The 15,773-nt window shown below is 76.1% G+C and carries 13 protein-coding genes and 2 pseudogenes; 5 read left to right on the forward strand and 10 right to left on the reverse strand.

The annotated features are described in order from the left end of the window. Window positions 1–292: 292 nt before the first annotated feature. The gene (locus ACZ5FU_RS18355; RefSeq protein WP_392247238.1) at window positions 293–670 is read left to right on the forward strand and encodes a DUF1844 domain-containing protein; all 378 of its coding nucleotides are present in this window, start codon (window positions 293–295) and stop codon (window positions 668–670) included. Between the two features lie 6 nt (window positions 671–676). Here ACZ5FU_RS18355 and ACZ5FU_RS18360 read toward each other — a convergent pair whose 3' ends face one another. Further along, complete coding sequence (locus tag ACZ5FU_RS18360; RefSeq protein WP_451781314.1) at window positions 677–1,417, reverse strand: SseB family protein; 741 nt, start codon at window positions 1,415–1,417, stop codon at window positions 677–679. 150 nt (window positions 1,418–1,567) lie between these two features. On the opposite strand from ACZ5FU_RS18360, the gene ACZ5FU_RS18365 reads away from it, so the two are divergent. Next, window positions 1,568–2,554 (forward strand): serine hydrolase, encoded by a 987-nt coding sequence (locus ACZ5FU_RS18365; protein ID WP_451781316.1) that lies wholly within the window; start codon window positions 1,568–1,570, stop codon window positions 2,552–2,554. Between the two features lie 50 nt (window positions 2,555–2,604). Here the strand turns inward: ACZ5FU_RS18365 and mycP are convergent, their stop codons facing one another. After that, window positions 2,605–3,807, reverse strand: a complete 1,203-nt coding sequence (gene mycP, locus ACZ5FU_RS18370) for a type VII secretion-associated serine protease mycosin (RefSeq protein ID WP_451781318.1) — start codon at window positions 3,805–3,807, stop codon at window positions 2,605–2,607. Continuing rightward, window positions 3,804–5,165 carry a hypothetical protein gene (locus ACZ5FU_RS18375; protein WP_469045547.1) on the reverse strand — a complete coding sequence of 454 codons (1,362 nt, stop codon included), beginning with the start codon at window positions 5,163–5,165 and terminating at the stop codon, window positions 3,804–3,806. The genes mycP and ACZ5FU_RS18375 overlap by 4 nt, the downstream gene beginning before the upstream one ends. Before the next feature lie 810 nt (window positions 5,166–5,975). Between ACZ5FU_RS18375 and ACZ5FU_RS18380 the strand changes: the two genes are divergently transcribed. Continuing rightward, window positions 5,976–7,178, forward strand: a complete 1,203-nt coding sequence (locus ACZ5FU_RS18380) for an amino acid deaminase/aldolase (RefSeq protein WP_468646639.1) — start codon at window positions 5,976–5,978, stop codon at window positions 7,176–7,178. 244 nt (window positions 7,179–7,422) lie between these two features. On the opposite strand, the pseudogene ACZ5FU_RS18385 reads toward ACZ5FU_RS18380, so the two are convergent. The 4 genes and pseudogenes from ACZ5FU_RS18385 to ACZ5FU_RS18400 all read right to left on the reverse strand — a co-directional run. Continuing rightward, window positions 7,423–7,626: pseudogene (locus ACZ5FU_RS18385) on the reverse strand (hypothetical protein); the annotation flags it as partial. Between the two features lie 60 nt (window positions 7,627–7,686). Further along, window positions 7,687–8,469, reverse strand: coding sequence for a 3-oxoacyl-ACP reductase (locus ACZ5FU_RS18390; protein ID WP_451781321.1), 783 nt, complete (start codon window positions 8,467–8,469; stop codon window positions 7,687–7,689). Further along, on the reverse strand, window positions 8,466–9,821 hold the full coding sequence (locus ACZ5FU_RS18395; protein ID WP_451527967.1) for an aldehyde dehydrogenase family protein: 1,356 nt from the start codon (window positions 9,819–9,821) through the stop codon (window positions 8,466–8,468). The genes ACZ5FU_RS18390 and ACZ5FU_RS18395 overlap by 4 nt, the downstream gene beginning before the upstream one ends. Window positions 9,822–9,952: 131 nt before the next feature. Then, window positions 9,953–11,311, reverse strand: coding sequence for a glutamine synthetase family protein (locus tag ACZ5FU_RS18400; protein ID WP_469045548.1), 1,359 nt, complete (start codon window positions 11,309–11,311; stop codon window positions 9,953–9,955). A gap of 230 nt (window positions 11,312–11,541) precedes the next feature. Between ACZ5FU_RS18400 and ACZ5FU_RS18405 the strand changes: the two genes are divergently transcribed. Continuing rightward, window positions 11,542–12,276, forward strand: a complete 735-nt coding sequence (locus ACZ5FU_RS18405; RefSeq protein WP_451527928.1) for a FadR/GntR family transcriptional regulator — start codon at window positions 11,542–11,544, stop codon at window positions 12,274–12,276. Between the two features lie 90 nt (window positions 12,277–12,366). Beyond that, entirely contained in the window at window positions 12,367–13,065 is a 699-nt protein-coding gene (locus ACZ5FU_RS18410) for a gamma-glutamyl-gamma-aminobutyrate hydrolase family protein (protein ID WP_469045549.1), read from the forward strand. Window positions 13,066–13,123: 58 nt separating this feature from the next. Here ACZ5FU_RS18410 and ACZ5FU_RS18415 read toward each other — a convergent pair whose 3' ends face one another. The 3 genes and pseudogenes from ACZ5FU_RS18415 to ACZ5FU_RS18425 all read right to left on the reverse strand — a co-directional run bounded on the left by ACZ5FU_RS18415 (window position 13,124) and on the right by ACZ5FU_RS18425 (window position 15,603). Beyond that, the gene (locus tag ACZ5FU_RS18415; RefSeq protein ID WP_451527926.1) at window positions 13,124–14,062 is read right to left on the reverse strand and encodes a LysR family transcriptional regulator; all 939 of its coding nucleotides are present in this window, start codon (window positions 14,060–14,062) and stop codon (window positions 13,124–13,126) included. 220 nt (window positions 14,063–14,282) lie between these two features. Then, window positions 14,283–15,037: pseudogene (locus ACZ5FU_RS18420) on the reverse strand (helical backbone metal receptor). Beyond that, on the reverse strand, window positions 15,037–15,603 hold the full coding sequence (locus ACZ5FU_RS18425) for a helix-turn-helix domain-containing protein (protein ID WP_451527924.1): 567 nt from the start codon (window positions 15,601–15,603) through the stop codon (window positions 15,037–15,039). The pseudogene ACZ5FU_RS18420 and the gene ACZ5FU_RS18425 overlap by 1 nt, the downstream one beginning before the upstream one ends. Between the last annotated feature and the right edge of the window lie 170 nt (window positions 15,604–15,773).

Raw genomic sequence — 15,773 nt, forward strand, 5'->3', positions numbered from 1 at the left:
GCTCCAAAGCACTACCGGAGCACCGCCGCGAGGAACGCGGGGCGCACTACCGGGCGACTCCATCGTCCGTACGGAACGATGGTGGCCGCCTGACCGGGGTGACCCGCCGCCCCGGAGGGTGGTCGGGTGGGAGTTCGGAGCCTCCACTTGTGGGCCGGGCCCGCCTGCTGAGGGGCACGCGTGTCCGGCCGGTCGTTACACGAGGTTAGCAGCTCGTTCACGCGTGCGCGAATCCGGTGTCTCCCGCCTCCTGCTGTCAAGGGGGCGTGCGGCGGGCCCTATCGTGTGGGGCATGAGTGAGACCTCCCCCTCGGACAGCCCCGAGCCCTCCGGCACCGCCGGTTTCGACGAGATGACCCGCGACATCGCCGAGGTCCCGGCGGTCGAGGTGATCGTGACGGTCGCCGTCAACCTGATGAGCGCGTCCGCCGTGAAGCTCGGCCTCACCGAGGAGGGCGACAAGTACAAGGACCTGGACGAGGCCCGCAAGCTGATCACCGCCCTCGCCGGCCTGCTGGACGCGAGCACGACCGAGATCAGCTCCTTCCACGCGGCGCCGCTGCGCGACGGCCTGAAGTCGCTCCAGCTCGCCTTCCGCGAGGCCTCGATCGTCCCGGACGAGCCGGGCCAGGGCCCGGGCGAGAAGTACACCGGGCCGGTCTACGGCTAGAGCCCGTCAGTCGCGCAGATGGAGGGGCTCGCCCGGAGGGGTGGTTCCGGCCGGCAGGAGTGCCAGGTCGAGGCCGCGCACCAGGCGGGCCCTGAGTGTTTCGTCGGCGGCGATGCGTTCCGCCACGGCCTGCGCGGTCTCGGCGGGAGCGGCGTCCGGGGCCAGCACGAGGGCCAGGGTGCCGTCGGCCCGGCCGGGCACCAGATGGGCGCGCAGGACGGCCGGTTCGGCGGCCACCGCGGCCCGCACCGCCTCGACGACCGCCGGGTCGGCCAGCGGGTCCGTCGTGGTGCGGCCCTCGGCGAGTGCCCGCAGCACGGGCCCCGTCAGTTCGAAGGTGACCGGCCCGGCCATGTCGAGGACGATCGTGTCGGCCCTCTCGTGCGCGGCCGCCTGAAGGGCCTGGTGCAGCGGCACGGCCACGGGGCGGGCCTGCGGGTCCCAGCGCGCGAGGGACGCGGTGGAGGTGAAGGCCGGCAGCGCCGTGCGGTCCCCCGCCCTCAGGGTCGGTACGGCCATGTCGCTGGTCTTCTCGCGGCGCAGCCCGCCCCCCTGCTCGCTGTCCTCCTCCACCTCCCCGAGCACGGCGACGACGGGGACGAGCAGCCGGGCGCCCTCGAGCGCCTCCAGCACGGGTCCCACGGCGGTGCGGTCCTCGGCCCAGGCGGCGAGCGCCGCACCGAGCACGGGGTCGGCGGAGCCGTCGTCGTCGGAGAAACCGGGGTCGGGAATGTTCTTGTTCGCCACGGTCACCGACCCTATCGGGGGGAAGCCGCCGGGTCGGTGCGGGGCCGGGAACACCGCGGTGACCGCTTTCACGGGTTTCTCAGACAGCCCTGACGCGCCTCTCATCCCCGTCCGACGCGGCGCACAGCCGGCACCCCCAGCATCACGGGCATGGAGTCCTCCGGAGCACACCGTGCCGACCGCGCCCGTCCGTCCGGGCGCCGCCGCCTCCTCTCCTGCGTCCTCGCCTCCGTGGCCGTGCTCGGCGCCTCGGCGGCGGGAACGGTGTACGTGAAGACGCAGGCGCACGCGGGTCCGGGCGCCGTATCGTCGGCGGCACCGTCGGCTTCGGCGGCGGGCGAGGAGGCATCGGTGGAGTCCGTGATCGGGTCCGTGTCCGCGTCCGGTTCGAAGGCCGGGACCGGATCGGGGGCCGCGGTGGACCGCGGGGCGCTGCTGGCGGAGGCGATGGCGTCGGTGACCGTGCCGGACGCCGCCGCGGTCTCCGTGGCCGTGCTCGACGTGGAGTCCGGGCAGAGCGCCGTCCACGGCAGCGGCGCCTTCGACACGGCGAGCATCGTCAAGGTGGACATCCTGGCGGCGCTGCTCCTGCAGACGCAGGACACCGGCCGGCGGCTCACGGAGCGGGAGGAGGCGTACGCGACCGCGATGATCGAGAACAGCGACAACGCGTCCGCGACCGCGCTGTGGAACTCCATCGGCGGGGCGGCGGGGCTCGACGCGGCGAACCTGCGGTTCGGGCTCACCGCCACCCGGGGCGGCGAGGGCGCGCTGTGGGGACTGACCCGGACCACGGCCGCCGACCAGCTGACGCTGCTGGGCCAGGTGTTCGGCACCGGGTCGGAACTGAGCGAGGCCTCGCGGACGTACCTCCAGGGGCTGATGGGGCAGATCGCGGCGGGCCAGCGCTGGGGGGTCTCGGCCGTCGCCGACGGGTCCGCGTGGGCGCTGAAGAACGGCTGGCTGCCGCGTACGGCGACGGGGCTGTGGGACGTCAACAGCATCGGGCGGGTGACGTCCGGCGGGCGCGAGTACCTGGTGGCCGTGCTGTCGGACGGCAACGGGACGCAGGCCGAGGGGATCGCACTGGTGGAGGCGGCGGCCGGGGCGGCGTTGTCGGCGTTCGCGGACGCCTGAGGGGACCGGTCCGGCGGGCGGAACGAGGACGGACGGCGGCGGTACGGGGCCTACGGGACGTCGTACCGCCGCTGTCCGTCCTCGTGGTCCCGGGTGCGGCGGCCCCGCCACAGGATCACGGCGGCCGCCAGCAGCACGGCCCCGGTGCCGCCCGCGAGGGGGCCGGCCCACCCCGAGGCGTCGTCCCCGGTCCTCTTCCCGTCCGGGCCGGGGCCGAAGTACTCGTCGCCGTACGCCGCCGCCCGCAGGCCCTCGGGTTCGAGGCCGGCGGCGGCCCGGACCGCGGCGGCCGGGTCGACGAGGCCGAAGCCGCGGGAGTCGTCGCGGCCGCCGGTGGGGGCGTTGCGGGCGGTGTCCTCCAGCAGCTTCTTGATCTGGGCCGGCGTCAGGTCCGGGTGGGCGGCCCTGACGAGGGCGGCCGCGCCGGAGACGAAGGCCGCCGCGGCGGAGGTTCCCCAGCCCTCGTAGTACTTGTGGTCGGGGTCGGCGATGACGACGTCGACGCCGGGGGCGCTCACCGTGGCGTACCAGCGGCGGGTGGAGAAGGAGGCGCGGGTGCCGTAGCGGTCGACGGCGGTCGCGGCGATGACGCCCGGGTAGGCCGCCGGGTAGGAGATGTGGTCGCCCTTCTCGCCGCCGTTGCCGGCCGAGGCGACGACGACCGAGCCCTTCGCCAGCGCGTACTGGACGGCCTCGTCCTCGGCGGGTTCGGGGTGGGCCGACGCGGAGTCGTCGCCGAGGGAGAGGTTGATGACGTCGGCGCCCTGGTCGGCGGCCCAGCGGATGCCTTCGGCGAGGGCGTTGCCGCGGGTGTTGCGGGCCTTGGTGCGGGACGGGTCGCCGTCCTCCAGGATCACCCGAACGGGCAGGATCCTCGCCTCCGGGGCGATGCCCATGACGCCCTCGGCGTTGCCGTCGCCGTGGCCGTGACCGGCGATGATGCCGGCCATCGCGGTGCCGTGGCGGGCCCAGGCGCGGTCGCCGGGGCCGGCCCCGAAACCGACCATGTCCCGGCCGGCCAGGACGTTGCCGTCGAGGTCCGGGTGGTCGGCCTCGACGCCGGTGTCCAGGACGGCGACGGTGATGCCCGCGCCCTTGGTGGTCCGCCAGACCTCTTCGGTGTGCAGGGCCTCCAGCCCCCACTGCTTGGCCCGGATGCCGTCCGCGTACGCGGTGGTGGGCGGCACCAGGGCGACCGCGGCGGCCAGCAGGCAGCTCAGCACCCCGGCCCGGCGGGCTCCGCGCCCGCTCATGACGGCGGCTCCGAGGGCGACACGGCGGTCTTGCGCAGACCGCGCTCGATGCGGTCGGCGAGGCCCTTCGCCTCGTGGCCCGCACCCGCCTGGGCCACGGCGGTGGTGGCACCGGAGGCGGTGGCCTCGACGGCGGACTGCGCGGCGGCGACCGTACGGCCGTCCGCCCAGCCGGAGACGGCGTAGACGACGACGGGGGTGTCGGTGAGGACGGACACCGTCCACGAGGCGCGCTGCGCGTCGCCGAAGGCGGCGGCGAGCGTGCCCTTCGCGCCGTACGGGCGGGGCATCAGGTCGGTGCGGCCGGCCAGGCCCTCCTTGTCGAACCTGGTGTCGAGGGCGCGCATGCCGGCCGCGTCGGCCTTGGTGAACAGCAGGCCCACGGTGGTGACGAAACTGCGGGTGGCGTCGGTGTAGGTCGCGCGCAGCAGGCGGGCGCAGCCGACCGGGGCGAGGGCCTTCGCGAGCAGCGGGTCGAAGGCGTCGGCGCAGCCGCTGTCGGGGGCGACGGCGATCCGCGTCCAGGTGCGGTCGGCACCTCCGGGGCCGGCGCCCTGTCCGTCCACGGCCGGGGGGAACAGCCGGTCGACGGGCACGTTGTGCCACAGGCCGCCCGCGGTGGCGTAGACGCTCCGCTCCCCCGCGTCCGCGGGGTCGCCGACGAGCCAGCTGCCGGTGACGGCACCGCCGATGAGGCCGAGTCCGAGGACCGCGCAGGCGGCCGCCGCGACGGTGCGGCCGCGCAGCCCGCGACGTCCGGCGCGCGGGACGTCGCCGTACCCCTCCGGGGCGGCGAACGTCACGACGTGCCGTGTGGCGCCCGGCGGCCCCGGGGCACTCCACGACAGCGCCGGGTCGACTCCGGCCCCGGCGGCCGGGGACGGGGTGTCGAAGCCGGGATGGCGCAGGGGTGTCGCGGGGCTCCAGGCGGGCGGCGCGTCCGCTTCGGGGTGCCGCCCGGGAACGGCGGTCGACAGCCCGTCCCGGTGCTGTCCGGGCGCGGGCGCCCAGGAACGCGGGAGGGGGGTCCAGGCGGTGCCGGGGGCGGGAGGGCGGGGCTGGTCGGCGGCGCGCTCACGGGGGGCGGCGGGGGGTCCCGGCGGGGCGGGGGTCCGGTCCGGGTCGGTGGCCTCCGGGGCGGCCGGGCGGGGGGTGTCCGCGGGTGCGGCGGCCGGGTCCGTGGGACGGGCGGCGTCCAGCCGTGCCGGACGGCGGACGGCCGGGCGGGGCGCCTGCGGACCGGTGGCGGGGGCCGGGTGCGGGGGGCGGGTGCCGTCCAGGCGGGCGGGGCGCGGGACGCCGGGGCGCGCCGGACCGGCACCGGGCGCTCCGGTGCCGGTGGCGCGGTCCGGTGTCACGGGGGCGGCGCCGTCCGGACCGGTGGCCGGAGGGAAACCGTCCGAGCGCGGGGCCCGCTGTTTCGCCGGTCCCGCCGGGCGCGTGGCCTCCGGGGCGGCGCGGCGGCCGCCGTCGGCGGCCGCCGGCCGGGGGCCGTCCTGCGGTCCGCGCGCCCCGGTCCGGGACGGGTCGTCGTCGCTCCCGCCGGTCCCGCCGCCGGGGGGCGGGCCGTCCGGGAAGCGGGCCGACGCGGGGGGCGGGGGCATGCGGTCCGGGTGCGCGGGGCCGGGCGGCAGGTGCGGGGGACCCGGCGCGGTGGAGGGCGGTTCGGGAACCCGGTGCGAGGACGCGAACGGGCCCGGCGGGACCGCGGGCGGCGGCTGCGGGACCGTGCGGAACGACGGGGGCCCCGCGGGCGGCGGTTCGGGCGCCCGGGGGGCCGGGTCCCGGTCCGCGGACGCCGGTGGGTGGGGCGGTCGGGGCGGGGTCGCCGGGGGCGGGGGCGCCGTCGGACGCGGGGGGATCGAGGCGCGGCGTGCTTCCGTGCTCATGCGCCCCCCGTTTCCTCGTGCCCGCGCCGTCGTCGTCCTGCGCGGACCGGTCTTCTCGGCCCGGCGGCCCCGGTGCGGACCCGCCGGTCCCCCTGGGCACGCATACCCGCACGGGCGGACCGGCATCCCGGCACGGGTGACCGGCCGGAGCCCTCCTCCGTGCGTGCGCGTCACTCTACGGCTTGTTCCTGCGCGGACGGGAACCAGTCCACGCCCGCGGGGGCATCTGCCCGGAACGTCCCCCTACCCTGCGGTAATCCGGTCTGGCAGGCTGCGTCCATGACTGCGCGCGCCGCCGACCGGGCCCGGTACGACCGGGCCACCGCCCTTCTCGATGCCCCCCTCGCCGTCGTCGACCTCGAGGCGTTCGACGCCAACGCGGACGACCTGGTGCGCCGGGCGGGCGGGAAGCCGGTGCGGGTCGCCAGCAAGTCCGTCCGCTGCCGGGCCCTGCTGGAACGGGTCCTGGCCAGGGACGGTTTCGCGGGCGTCATGTCCTTCACCCTGGCCGAATCGCTGTGGCTGGCCCGGTCGGGCTTCGACGACGTCCTGCTCGCCTACCCCTCGGCCGACCGCTCCGGCTTCGCGGAACTCGCCGGCGACCCCGAGCTGGCCGCCGCCGTCACCGTGATGGTCGACGACGTCGCCCAGCTCGACCTCATCGACTCCGCGCGCGGCGGGGGCGGCGAAGTGGTGCGGGTCTGCCTGGAGTTGGACACCTCGCTGAGGCTGCTGGGCGGCCGGGTGCGGGTCGGCGCGCTGCGCTCGCCGCTGCACTCCCCGGCCCGGGTCGCCGACGTGGCGCGCGCGGTGGCCCGGCGGCCGGGGTTCCGGCTGGTGGGGATCATGGCGTACGAGGGGCACATCGCGGGCGTGGGCGACTCGGTGGCCGGCCGGCCCCTGCGGTCGCGGGCGGTCCGGCTGATGCAGGCCGCCGCCCGCCGTGAACTCGTCGAGCGGCGCGCCGCGGTGGTGCGCGCGGTGCGGGCCGTGGTGCCGGACCTGGAGTTCGTCAACGGCGGCGGCACGGGCAGTGTGCAGCACACGGCCGCGGAGGACGCGGTCACCGAGATCGCGGCGGGCTCGGGCCTGTACGTGCCGCGTCTGTTCGACAACTACACGTCGTTCAGCGGCCGTCCGGCCGCCCTGTTCGCCCAGCCCGTCGTACGGCGGCCGGGCGTCGGCGTCGTCACCGTGCTCGGCGGCGGCTACCCCGCCTCCGGTGCGGCCGGCCGCGACCGGCTGCCGGTGCCGTACCTGCCGGAGGGGCTGCGCTACGACCCGCAGGAGGGACCCGGCGAGGTGCAGACCCCGCTGCTCGGCTCCCCCGCCGACGATCTGCTGATCGGCGACAAGGTGTGGTTCCGGCACGCCAAGGCCGGTGAGCTGTGCGAGCGGTTCGAGGCCCTGCACCTGGTCGAGGGCGACCGGGTGACGGCGACCGTGCCGACGTACCGGGGCGAGGGCCGGACGTTCCTCTAGGGCGCGTTTCGAAAGTGGCGTCGTCTGCCCGAAGGGCAGGCCCGGCGGCGTCTGGTGCGTGCGATCGCAAGGCGGAGGGTCGCCCCGATACTGGTGGTATCGGGGTGATCCCGACAACGCGGCGAGCGCGCGTGCCAGACGCCGCCGGGCTGGGGGCACCCCCTCTGGGGGAGGGACTTTCGCAACACGCCCTGGACGTGGTCCCGCGGACCGCGCGGTTCACCGCGTCCGTCCGATGCCGCCGGCCGGCCCCGCCGCCCGTGTCAGCGTCGCCGGCCGGGCGGCTGCCCTCGGTGATGCGGTCCGTGTCGGCGAGCGGCGGCCCGTCGTCGCCCGCGTCGAAGACGTACCGGACGAGGACGGGGGCCTCGGTGCCCGCGCTGGAGGGGAGGACCGGGGACCGGACGTGGCCGCCGGGCCCCTCGGCGGTCGTGACCCGCAGGCGGACGTGGTGCGTCGGCCGAGGGGGCAGGGGCGTCGTGCTCGTCCCGGCGCTGCGGGGTGCGGCCTACAGCGGGGTGACGTACGCCCCGGAGATGCCGCCGTCGACGAGGAAGTCGGCGGCGTTGACGAAGGAGGAGTCGTCGCTGGCCAGGAAGGCGACGGCGGCGGCGATCTCGTCGGCCTCGGCGAACCGTCCGGCCGGGATGTGCACGAGACGGCGGGCCGCCCGCTCGGGGTCCTCGGCGAACAGCTCCTGGAGCAGCGGGGTGTTGACCGGTCCGGGGCAGAGGGCGTTCACGCGGATGCCCTCCCGCGCGAACTGCACGCCCAGCTCTCGGGACATGGCGAGGACGCCGCCCTTGGAGGCCGTGTAGGAGATCTGGGAGGTGGCGGCGCCCATCCTCGCCACGAAGGACGCCGTGTTGATGATGGAGCCCCTGCCCTGGCGCCGCATGTAGGGGATGGCGGCCTTGCAGCACAGGTAGACGGAGGTGAGGTTGACCTCCTGGACGCGTTTCCAGGCCTCCAGCCCGGTGTCGAGGATGGAGTCGTCGTCGGGGGGTGAGATGCCGGCGTTGTTGAAGGCGACGTCGACGCTGCCGTAGGTGTCGTAGGCGGCCTTGAACAGGGCCTCCACCTGGTCGGGGTCGGTGACGTCGACCTTCACGAACAGGCCGCCGGTCTCCTCGGCGGCGGCCTGTCCGCGGGTCTCGTCGATGTCGCCGCAGACGACGTGGGCCCCTTCGGAGGCGAGACGGCGCGCGGTGGCGAGGCCGATCCCGCTGCCGGCCCCGGTGACGACGGCGGTGCGGCCGACGAGCCGGCGGCAGATGATCTCTTCGGTCACTGTGCGGAGCCCTCCGTGCTGATGAAGACGTTCTTGGTCTCGGTGAAGGCGGTCAGGGCGTCCGGGCCGAGTTCGCGGCCGATGCCGGACTGTTTGAAGCCGCCGAACGGGGTCCAGTAGCGGACGCTGGAGTGGGAGTTGACGGACAGGTTCCCGGCGCGCACGGCCCGTGAGACGCGCAGGGCGCGGCCGACGTCGCAGGTCCAGACGGAGCCGGAGAGGCCGTAGTCGGTGGCGTTGGCGAGTTCCACCGCCTCCGCCTCGTCCTCGAAGGGCAGGACGACGGCGACCGGACCGAAGACCTCCTCGACGGCGACGCGCGCGCGGGGGTCGACGCCGGTCAGGACGGTGGGCGGGAACCAGAAGCCGGGGCCGTCGGGGGCCTCGCCGCGGATGCCCGCCGGCGTGTCCGGCACGTACGAACGGACGCGGTCCAGCTGGGCGCCGGAGATCAGCGGGCCCATGTCCGTGCTCTCGTCGGCCGGGTCGCCGACCGTGACCGACTCGATCGCGGGGGCGAGGAGGTCCAGGAAGCGGTCGTGGACGGAACGCTGGACGAGGATGCGGGTGCGGGCGCAGCAGTCCTGCCCGGCGTTGTCGAGGAAGGCCATGGGGGCCGCCGCGGCGGCGGCCTCGATGTCGGCGTCGGCGAAGACGATGTTGGGGCTCTTGCCGCCGAGCTCCAGGGTGACGCGCTTGAGCAGGCCGGCGCCCTTCGCCAGCACCCTTTTGCCGACGGTCGTGGACCCGGTGAAGACGATCTTCGCGACGCCCGGATGCTCGACCAGGGCGTCGCCCGCGACCGGGCCGCGGCCGGGCAGTACCTGGAGAAGGCCTTCCGGCAGGCCCGCCTCCAGGGCGAGTTCGGCCAGCCGCAGGGCGGTCAGCGGGGTCGTCTCGGCGGGCTTGAGGATCACCGCGTTGCCCGCGGCGAGCGCCGGGGCGGCGCCCCAGGCCGCGATCGGCATCGGGAAGTTCCACGGCGCGATGACGCCGACGACGCCCAGCGGTTCGAGGATCGTGACGTCGAGGCCGCCCGCGACCGGGATCTGACGTCCCGTCAGTCGTTCCACCCCGCCGGCCGCGTAGTCGAGCAGGTCGCGGACGTTGCCCGCCTCCCAGCGGGCGTTGCCGAGGGTGTGTCCGGCCTCGCGGACCTCCAGCCGGGCGAGTTCCTCGAGGTGTTCGTCGACCCGTGCGGCGAACCGGCGCAGCAGCCGGGCGCGGTCGCCGGGCGCGAGGGCGGCCCAGCGGGACTGGGCCCGGGTGCCGCGCGCGACGGCCGCGTGGACGTCGGCCCCGGTGGCGGCGGGGACGGTGGCGACGACCTCCTCGGTGGCCGGGTTGATCACCCGGAGCAGGTCCGCGGAGGAGTCGCCGGACGCGGACCCTCCGGAAGCGGGACGGCCGGACACGGGCCGGCCGGACGCGGGCTGGTCGGACGCGGGCTGGTCGGACGCGGGCTGGTCGGGCAAGAGGGGCCTCACAGGCGTTCGAAGGAGCGGCGCAGCTCCCAGTCGGTGACCGCCGCGTCGAAGGCCTCCACCTCGACGCGGGCCATGTTGCGGTAGTGCGCGACGACCTCGTCCCCGAAGGCGGCCCGGGCGATGGCGCTGTTCTCCCAGAGGTCGGCGGCCTCGCGCAGGGTGGTGGGGACGCGGGCGTAGTCGGCGGTGTAGGCGTTGCCCGCGCAGGGTTCGGGCAGTTCCAGCTTCCGCTCGACGCCGTGCAGCCCGGCGGCCACCAGTGCGGCGACCGCGAGGTGCGGGTTGACGTCGCCGCCGGGCAGCCGGTTCTCGAAGCGCAGGGAGCGGCCGTGGCCGACGACGCGCAGGGCGCAGGTGCGGTTGTCGTGTCCCCAGGCGACGGCGGTCGGGGCGAAGGAGCCCGGCTGGAACCGCTTGTAGGAGTTGATGTGCGGGGCGTAGAGCAGGGAGAAGTCCCGCAGCGCGGCGAGCTGTCCGGCGAGGAAGTACCGCATGGTCTCGGACATCCCGTCCGGCCCGGCCATCACGTTGGTCCCGTCGGCGTCCGCGAGGGAGAGGTGGATGTGGCAGGAGTTGCCCTCGCGCTCGTCGTACTTGGCCATGAAGGTGAGGGAGACGCCTTCCTGGGCGGCGATCTCCTTGGCGCCGGTCTTGTAGACGGCGTGCTGGTCGCAGGTGACCAGGGCCTCGTCGTAGCGGAAGGCGATCTCGTGCTGGCCGGGGTTGCACTCGCCCTTGGCGGACTCGACGGTGAGACCGGCGCCGGCCATGTCGTTGCGCAGGCGGCGCAGCAGGGGCTCGACGCGGCCGGTGCCGAGGATCGAGTAGTCGACGTTGTACTGGTTGGCCGGGGTGAGTCCCCGGTAACGGGCGTCCCAGGCCTGCTCGTAGGTGTCCTTGAAGACGATGAACTCCAGCTCGGTGCCGACCTGGGCGGTGCAGCCCAGGTCGGCGAGGCGTTCCAGCTGGCGGCGCAGGATCTGCCGGGGGGCGGCGGCCACGGGTGAGCCGTCCTCCCAGGCGAGGTCGGCGAGGAGCATCGCCGTACCGGGGTGCCAGGGCAGGCGGCGCAGGGTGCTCGGGTCGGGGAGCATCGCGAAGTCGCCGTAGCCCCGCTCCCAGGAGGACATCTCGTAACCGCCGACCGTGTTCATCTCGGTGTCGACGGCGAGGAGGTAGTTGCAGCCCTCGGTGCCGTGTTCGAGGACCTCGTCGAGGAAGAAGCGGGCGGCGAAGCGCTTGCCCTGGAGACGTCCCTGCATGTCGGGGAAGGCGAGGACGACGGTGTCGATCTCACCGCCGGCGACGAGGGCGTGCAGTTCCTCGACGCCGAGCGGGGGTGTGCGGTCTGCCACGGGAGGGCCTCCTCAGGCTTCCTCGGCTGCTACGACTGCTCGACTGCTCGACTGCCACGGCTTGCCGCGGGGGCTGTCGCCCCGGCTGCGGGGCGCCGGCTGCCGGGGCTGCCACGGCCGCCGGGGCTGTGTCAGACGCCGGGGCTGTGCTGGCCGCCGGGGCTGTGCCGGGCGACCGGGAGCCATAAGGTATTCCGGGGGACCTTTGCTTGGGAAGGGGGCGCGACCGGATGCCGACGGACGCCGAGGAAGGACCGGCGGACCGGCTGACACCGGTGCTTCGGCCGGTGCGGGCCGGGAACGGCTTCGAGGAGGCGCTGCAGCAGATCCTCCAGGTGGTGCGGCTGGGCCTGGTGCCGGGCGGCGAACGGCTGCCGGCCGAACGGGACCTGGCGGAACGGCTCGGGATCAGCCGGGTGACGCTGCGCGAGGTGCTGAAGGTGCTCCAGGACCAGGGGCTCGTGGAGTCCCGCCGGGGCAGGTACGGCGGGACGTTCGTGCTGCCGCGCGCGGAGGCGGCCGGCGGGGACGCGCTGCGCCGGCGGACCACCGAGGCCGGCATGGAGGACGTGCTCCGGTTCCGGGAGGTGCTGGAGGTCGGCGCGGCGGGTCTGTGCGCGGCGCACGGCCTGACGGCGGAGCGGGCGGAGCGGTTGCGGGCGGCACTGGCGCGCACCGGGGACGCCCCGCCGGCGGACTACCGCCGCCGCGACACGATGCTGCACCTCACCCTCGCCGAGCTGTGCGGCTCCCCGTCGCTGGCGGCGCAGTACGCGGCGGTCCGGGCCACCCTCAACGACCTGCTGGACTGCATCCCGCTGCTGGTGCGCAACCTGGAGCACTCGCAGCGCCAGCACACGGCGCTGGTGGGGGCGGTGCTGGACGGCGACGCGGACGGGGCGCGGGAGATCATGCGCGAGCACTGCGCCGGGACGGCCGCGCTGCTGCGGGGCTTCCTCGCCTGACCCGCGGACGTGTTCAATGGTTCACGCCCGGTCCATTGGGTTCCTGCGGAGGCGGGGGCCGGTGTGGGGCGGCGGGACGGAGGGCGGGGCGTGGCGAACGGGACGGGCAGGCCGCTGATCGGCGTCAGCACCTATCTGGAGGCCCGCACGCGGTGGGGCGGGTGGGAGCTGGAGGCGGCGCTGCTGCCGGCCGGGTACCCGCGGCTCGTGCAGCGGGCGGGCGCGCTGGCGGCGATGCTGCCGCCGGACGCGCCCGGGCACGCGGCGTCCGCCGTGGCCCGGCTGGACGGGCTGGTGATCGCGGGTGGGCCCGACGTCGAGCCCGCGCGGTACGGCGCCGAGCGCGACCCCCGGACGGGACCGCCCGCGCCGGAGCGGGACGTCTGGGAACTGGCGCTGATCGGGGCGGCGCTGGAGGCGGGACTCCCGCTGCTGGGGATCTGCCGGGGGATGCAGCTGCTGAACGTGGCGCTCGGGGGGTCGCTCGTGCAGCACCTGCCCGGGCACGCGGCGGCGCCCGGCGTGGTCGGGCGGCACGCGGTGAAGCCCGTGCCGGGCACCCGGTACGCCGCTCTGGTGCCCGAGGAGGCCTCGGTGCCCACCTTCCACCACCAGGCGGTGGAGCGGCTGGGGGCGGGACTGGTGGTGTCCGCGTACGCCGGGGACGGGACGGTGGAGGCCGTCGAGCTCCCGTCCACGGGCGGACGGTGGGTGCTGGGGGTGCAGTGGCATCCGGAGATGGGGCAGGACCTGCGGGTGATGCGGGGGCTGGTGACGGCGGCGGGATGAGCGCGGCCGGGCCGGGCCTCTGCCCCGCCCCGGGTCTCCCCTGCCCTCCGGGTCTCCCCTACCCCCGCGTCAGCGACAGCAGGTCGCGGGCCGGGCCCGTGGGGCGGTGGCCCGCGGGCCAGACCGCCCGCAGGTCCCGGGCCAGGCGGACGCCGTCCACCGGGACGGACACCAGGCGCCGCAGGCCCAGTTCCTCCCTCACCACCAGCTCGCTCAGGACCGCGGGCCCCGCGCCGCCGACCGCGGCCGCCTTCACCGCCGTCGTCGAGGACAGCTCGATCAGGGGGCGGGCCGGCCCGCCGAGGGCCGCCTCGAGGACCTGTCGCGTCCCGGAGCCCTCCTCCCGCAGGATCAGCGGCGTCGAGGCCAGTTCCGGTGCGGACACCGCCCGCCGGCGCCGCGCCCACGGGTGTGCCGGCGCGGCGACGACGATCAGCCGGTCGTGGGCGACGACCGTCGAGTCCAGGCCCGTCGGCACGCTGAGCCCCTCGACGAAACCGAGGTCGGCGTCGCCGGACAGCAGGCGTTCGGCCACCGCCGTCGAGTTGCCCGCGAGCAGCGAGACCGCCGTGTCCGGGCGTTGCGCGCGCAGCGCCAGGAGCCAGCCGGGCAGCAGGTACTCGGCGATGGTCATGCTCGCCGCGACCCGCAGCCGTGAATCGCGCCGGTCGCGCAGGGCCTGCGCGCCCGCGTCGAAGGCCGCCGCCGCCTCGACGATCCGCCGTGCCCAGTCGGTGACCAGCGCTCCGGCGTCGGTGAGCCGGGAGCCGCGCGGGGAACGGTCCACTAGGGCCACCCCGAGCTGGCGCTCCATCGTGCGGACGCGGCTGCTCGCGGCCGGCTGGGTGATGCCCAGCTCACGGGCGGCCGCCCCGAGGCTGCCGAGCCGGGCCACGGCGAGCAGCAGCTCCAGGGCCCCGAGGTCGGGGACCCGGTGCGCGATCGAGCCGCCGGGCCGCTCCCCCGGGGGTTCGTGCGTCGTCTCGTCGCCGCTCATAAGGTCAGCTTATGCCCTCATGGACACATCGTCCCTGGTCGCGGGCGTCCGCGGGCGAAACGGTGGGATCACGGTCACCGCAGTCCGGCCCGCCCCCTCCCCCGCCCCTCCTCCGCCTCCGTCGCGGGCCCGCGGCCGCGCCCGCGCGCCGCCGCGGTCCGCCGTCCCGGCCCCACTGGTGCCGCGCGCACCGTGCGGGGGCTGGTCAGCGGTGAGCTGCTCACAGCGCCCCGGCCGGCACGCGGGGAGCCTCGGTGAGCGAGGGGCCGTACCACGTCGGGCGCCGTCCGCTGACGAGGGCGCACGGCAGTCCGGGGAGCGCCTGCGGGCCGTCGTCGGCGGTGAAGCGGTAGGGCTCGTCGGGGAGGACGACCAGGTCCGGGGCGGCCGCCCGCAGTTCCCGCGCCGTGACCTCGGGGTGGCGGTCCCGGTGGGCCGGTGTGCGGGTGGTCCACCCCGAGGCGGGCGGGGACGTCCCCGGCGAATATGTCGCGGCCCGGGACCGTCCACGGCCGCCGCCGGACCGGCACGACGGCCGGGCGGCACGACGGCCGGGCGGCACGACGGCCGGGCGGCACGACGGCCGGGCGGCACGACGGCCGGGCGACCGCGGGGCGCTCCAGGCCTCCTCGGCGTCGTCGAGCCGGCGGGGGCGTGAGCGGGCCCCGCGGACCGCCGGTACGCGGGCCGGCTCCCGGAAGGCCTGCGGCACGTCGCGCACTCGGTGACCAGGACCTCGGTGCCGGCGTCCCGGAGGGCGGAAAGGTCGGGCCCGCGGTTCTCCTCCTCGTCGGCGATCACGAGGTCGGGCGCGAGGGCGGCGATCCGGTCGGTCACGGGGTTCTCGGTGCCGCCCACCCGGGCGACGTCGAGGCCCGCCGGGTGGGTGCACCGGTCGGGGGCGCCGGCCAGGACGCTGGCCAGGGTCGCGGCCGCCGCCTCCGTGAGCGAGGGCACCGGGGAGGCGGCCCGCACTACCGCTTGCGGTCGCGGACCGCCTCGATGTGCTCCGCCACGGCGACGACCACGACGCGGGTGTCCGGCACGGTCGCGCGCCAGCGGTGCCGCACCCCGCCGGTGAGGTACAGGGTGTCGCCGCGGCCGAGACGGTAGGCCCGGCCCTCGGCCTCGATCTCCACCGCGCCGTCGGCGACGTACATCAACTGGTCGTTGCGGTACTGGAACTCGCGGCCGGCCTCGTGGTCGCCGGTGAACTCCGAGGCGTGCATCTGGTGGTGGCCGCGCACCAGCGAGCGGGAGCGCGGACCGGGCGCGGGCCCGGTGATCTCGGCGCGCACGACGTCGACGCTGCACGCCGGGTCGGCGGCCGCGAGGAGCTCGACGGCCGTGGTGCGCAGGGCGTCGGCGACCTTCTCCAGGGAACCGGTGCTGGGCCGCGCCCGGTCGTTCTCGATCTGGCTCAGGAACGGGACCGACAGGCCGCTGCGCTCGGCCACGACGGCGAGCGTGAGGTCCAGGGACCGGCGCCGCCGCCGGACGGCCGCGCCCACCCGCAGAGGCTGTTCTTTGTGGTCGCCCATCGCTCCGGCTCCCTCCTGTGCTCGTCGGTCCGACTGCCGAGTGCCCCGTCGCGGGCGCATGTCCTCTGATGAGTTCTCTTGCACCCTACGCATGTTCGGCAAACCGTTTCACGAGCCCGTCACATCGAGGGCATCCGTCGTCGCACGGGAACTGACGGTTCGCGCCAGTC

The organism is Streptomyces sp. NPDC031554 (assembly GCF_055580685.1).